This window comes from Streptomyces sp. NPDC055078 (assembly GCF_053607985.1).
The window spans coordinates 1-4,205 of sequence record NZ_JBSGUP010000695.1; the positions used below are offsets into that span (position 1 = coordinate 1).

Below are 4,205 nucleotides of genomic sequence, written 5' to 3' on the forward strand. Positions count from 1 at the left end.
CCCCTCCCCCGTACCGCCGACACCCCGGGCCCCGTGGCCCGTACCGCCGACGCGGCGGATCAGCCGAACAGAAGCAGAAGAGGTTGACGACCATGCGCACACCACGCCGGAGAATCATCACCGCGGCCGTTCTGAGCCTGACCGTTGCCGCGGGCCTCACCGCCTGTACGAACGAGTCCGGGGCGGACGCGGGCGACCGCGCACCCCGGAAGGCGGCGGCCGTCGACCAGGCCCTGCACGACGCGCTGCCGGAGAAGATCAAGGACTCGAAGAAGCTCGTGGTCGTGATGCCGGGGGTCAACCCGCCCTGGTGGAAGAAGAACGGCGCGAACTACACGGGTGCGGCGGCCGAGCTGACCGGCGCGCTCGGCGAGGTCCTGGGCGTCAAGCTCGAATACGTACCCGTGAACGATCTCGCGGGCGCCTTCGCCGCGGTGGCGTCGGGGCGGTACGACGCCGGGTTCAACCCCTACGGCGACACCGGCAAGGCCACCAATGTCGAACTCGTGGACGTGGTCCGCGAGATCGTCCCCTTCCTCGTCCCCAAGGGCAACCCCAAGAAGATCAACACCCTGGGCGAGATGTGCGGCCGTTCCGTCGCGGCGCTCGGCCCGGCCGGAATAGGTTCGGCGTACGCCGTCCTCACCGAACAGTCCGGGAAGTGCGAGAGCGCCGGGAAGCCCGCGGTGAACATCGTCGCCCTGAAGTCGGTGCCCGACGGCGTCCTCGCGGTCAAGTCGAAGCGGGCGGACGCGTTCTTCGCCTCCGGCGCTCCCCTGTCGTTCTACGCATCCACCTCGGACGGTGCGCTCGAACTGGCCGGGAAGGAGTCCGCGAACGGCTTCGACAATCTCTTCCAGGGGATGATCCTCCCGGTGAAGTCGCCGCTGACGCCCACGATCCTGGCCGCCTTCCAGAAGCTGTTCGACAACGGCGAGTACGGCCGGATCATGAAGAAGCACGGGCTGACCGAGCAGCTCATCGACGCCCCGGGTGTCAACCTCGCGAAGCGCGGGAGCTGACCCGTGCGGACCGCAGGCGCGGACACCGCGCCCACCACCGAGCAGCGCGAACCGGCTCCCGCGGCCGATATCGCGGACGCCCGCCGGGCGCCCCAGCCCTGGACCTGGGTCACCGCGCTGCTGGCCGGGGTCCTGCTCGCCCAGCTGGGCACCATGATGGTGCGCAATCCGAACTTCGAGTGGGATGTCGTCGCCCGCCATCTCCTCGACACCCGGATTCTGCACGGCCTGCTCGTGACCTGCTATCTGACGGTGCTGGCGATGGCCATCGGCATTGTCTTCGGCGGGGTGCTCGCCGCCTTCCGGATCACGGCCAACCCGGTGCTGCGGGCGTTCGCGGCCGGCTATATCTGGGTCTTCCGGGGCACGCCCCAGCTCGTCCAGCTCATCTTCTGGTTCAATATCGCGCTGCTGATGCCGAAGATCGGCATCGGGATCCCGTTCGGGCCCGTCTTCTGGGAAGCGGACGCCAACGCGGTGATCACGCCCTTCTTCGCGGCCGTCGTCGGACTCGGGCTGCACGAGGCGGCGTACCAGGCCGAGATCTACCGCGCGGGGCTGCTCGCCGTCGACGAGGGCCAGACGGACGCGGCGCGCTCGGTCGGTATGAAGCCGATGACGATCTTCCTCAAGATCAGGCTGCCGCAGGCGATGCGGTTCATCGTGCCGCCGACGTTCAGCCAGATCATCGGGATGACCAAGGCGACCTCCCTGGTCAGCGTGATCGGCGGCGCCGAGCTGCTGTTCTCCGCGCAGGAGATCTTCAGCGACACGTTCCAGACGATCCCGCTGCTGATCGTCGCCTGTATCTGGTACCTGGTGCTGACCACGGTGCTGAACTTCTTCCAGTACTTCATCGAGGCGTACTACGCGAAGGGCGCCACCCGCGCAGCGCCGTCGAACGCCGGGACCTGGATCGCCCAGCGGGTCTCGCGACTGCGCTCGCGCGGCCCGGGCCGAACGGAGGCGAACCCCAAGTGACCGATCTGCCTCAGCAGCCTTTGCACGTATCAGAGCCCCTGCGAGCGCCGGAGCCCCTGCTGTCGATCCGCGATCTGCGCAAGCGCTACGGTGCCACCGAGGTGCTGCGCGGCATCAGCCTCGATGTGGTCCGCGGTGAGACCGTCGCCGTACTCGGCGCCTCGGGGTCCGGCAAGTCCACCATGCTCCGGTGCGTCAACCATCTGGAGCGGCCCGACGGCGGCTCGATCTCGCTCGGCGGCGAACTGGTCGGCTTCACCCGGGGCAGGCGCGGGCCGCGCATGCTCACCGAGACCGAGATCGCCCGCCAGCGCAGCCGTACTGGCATGGTGTTCCAGAACTTCAACCTCTTCCCGCACTGGACCGTGCTGCGCAATGTCGCCGAGGGCCCGGTCCGGGTGCGGGGCCTGGACCGGGAGGAAGCGCGGGCGCTGGCCCTGCGGCTGCTCGCGACGGTCGGACTCGAAGAGCGGGCGGCGTCGTATCCGAAGCAGTTGTCGGGCGGCCAGCAGCAGCGGGTCTCCATCGCACGGGCCCTGGCGATGGAACCCGAGCTGCTTCTCTTCGACGAGCCGACGTCCGCCCTGGACCCGGCGAATGTCGGCGAGGTGACCTCGGTGATGAAGCGGCTCGCCGACAGCGGGTCGACCATGATCGTGGTCACCCACGAGATCGGCTTCGCGCGGGCCGCCGCCTCCCGGGTCGTCGTCATCGCGGATGGGCTGGTCGTGGAGGACGGCCCCGCCGGTCAGGTGCTCGACGCGCCGCGCAGCCCGGTGACCCAGGCGTTCCTGGAGAACACGCTGTACGGGTTGCGGGGCGCGGCCGAGAGCGCGGACGACCGGTGAGCGCGCACACCTCGGAGGGCACCCCCGATCGTGGGGGCGCCGGCGGCGCGCGGGGACGCGGGAAGCCGCCCGGCCCGGCCCGGCTGACCACCGGCATCCACGACCCCTCCGCCCGGGGCATCGCCTCCCATGTCGCGGAGCTGATCCGCTCCGGCGAGCTGATGCCGGGCGACCGGCTCCCCCAGGTGCGCGCACTCGCCGAGGTGCTGCGGGTCAGCCCCGCCACGGTCTCGTCGGCGTGGGCGCTGCTGAAGAAGCGCGGGCTGATCGTGGGGACCGGCAAGTCCGGCACCCGGGTGACCGGCCCCGTAGGTCTGGTCACCCGGATCGAACCGGCGTCGATCGTCCCGGCCCGCTCCGATCTGCGGCTGCTCTATCCGGACCTCGGGCTGCTCCCGGTGCTGGCGCCCGCTCTGGCGAGCGCGGCGGATCTGCCCGGCCTGGACGAGTACTACGACTCGCCGATCCTGCCCGCGCTGCGTGCCGTGGTCGAGCCTGGCTGGCCGTACCGGGCGGAGGCGTACGCGGTGGCCAACGGCGCGTCCGACGCGGTGTGGACCGTACTCCAGTCGCTGTCGGTCCCGGGCGACCGCGTCGTGGTGGAGAGCCCGAGCCAGCCGCAGCTACTGCATCTGATGAACGATCTGGGGCTGACCGTCGTCGAGGTGCCCTACCTTGACGACGGTCCCTCGACGGCGCGTCTCGCGGAGGCGCTCAAGACCCGCCCAGTCGCGGTGTTCTTCCAGCCGCGCGCGCAGATCCCGACCGGCTCCGCCACCGTGGAGCGGCGGGCCCGGCGGATCGCCGCGCTGGTCGGGCGGCTGCCATCGACGGTGGTGGTCGAGTACGACGATCTCAACTCGCTGTCATCGAAGGAGCTGTACAGCGTCGGCCGGCATCTGCCGGAGCAGACCATCCACATCAAGTCCTACGAGAAGTCCTACGGCCCCGATCTGCGGCTGGCGGTCGTCGGAGCGCCCGCCGCGCGGATGAGCCTGATCCACGCCCAGATCCGGCTGACCAGGCAGTGGACCTCCCGCATTCTCCAGAGCGCCCTGGCCTGGTTGCTGGCGGACGACCGGACGAGCGACGGCATCGCCCGCGCCCGGGACGTCTACGCCGAGCGGCTGTCGGCCCTGACCGGGCTGCTGCGGGCGCGCGGAGTGGAGGTCACCGGATCGGACGGGTTCTGTGCCTGGATTCCGGTACGCAGTGAGGCGCGCGCGGTGGAGTATCTGGCCTCCCACGGGGTGCTCGTGCGGTTCTGATCCACTTCTTGTGGGGCGATGACCTGGCGTCACGAGCTGCTGGAAGAATGCCTGTTCGTGTGATTGCAGCGTGCTCTCGGTGGCGT

At 70.1% G+C, this 4,205-nt stretch carries 4 protein-coding genes; all 4 read left to right on the forward strand.

Going from position 1 to position 4,205, the window contains the following annotated elements; all coding sequences use genetic code 11:
- The first annotated feature begins 92 nt into the window (after positions 1-92).
- The 4 genes from ACWF94_RS34960 to ACWF94_RS34975 are packed head-to-tail and all read left to right on the forward strand — an operon-like array spanning position 93 to position 4,119.
- Complete coding sequence (locus ACWF94_RS34960; protein WP_453498056.1) at positions 93-1,022, forward strand: transporter substrate-binding domain-containing protein; 930 nt, start codon at positions 93-95, stop codon at positions 1,020-1,022.
- 3 nt (positions 1,023-1,025) lie between these two features.
- Complete coding sequence (locus ACWF94_RS34965; protein ID WP_453498059.1) at positions 1,026-2,003, forward strand: amino acid ABC transporter permease; 978 nt, start codon at positions 1,026-1,028, stop codon at positions 2,001-2,003.
- 5 nt (positions 2,004-2,008) lie between these two features.
- Positions 2,009-2,851 carry an amino acid ABC transporter ATP-binding protein gene (locus ACWF94_RS34970; protein WP_453498065.1) on the forward strand — a complete coding sequence of 281 codons (843 nt, stop codon included), beginning with the start codon at positions 2,009-2,011 and terminating at the stop codon, positions 2,849-2,851.
- Positions 2,848-4,119, forward strand: a complete 1,272-nt coding sequence (locus tag ACWF94_RS34975; protein ID WP_453498062.1) for an aminotransferase class I/II-fold pyridoxal phosphate-dependent enzyme — start codon at positions 2,848-2,850, stop codon at positions 4,117-4,119. The genes ACWF94_RS34970 and ACWF94_RS34975 overlap by 4 nt, the downstream gene beginning before the upstream one ends.
- The last annotated feature ends 86 nt before the right edge of the window (positions 4,120-4,205 follow it).

What these genes read in the sequence shown, in the direction of transcription:
- ACWF94_RS34960 (WP_453498056.1), top strand. Translation starts at nt 93, where the DNA reads ATGCGCACACCACGCCGGAGAATCATCACCGCGGCCGTTCTGAGCCTG.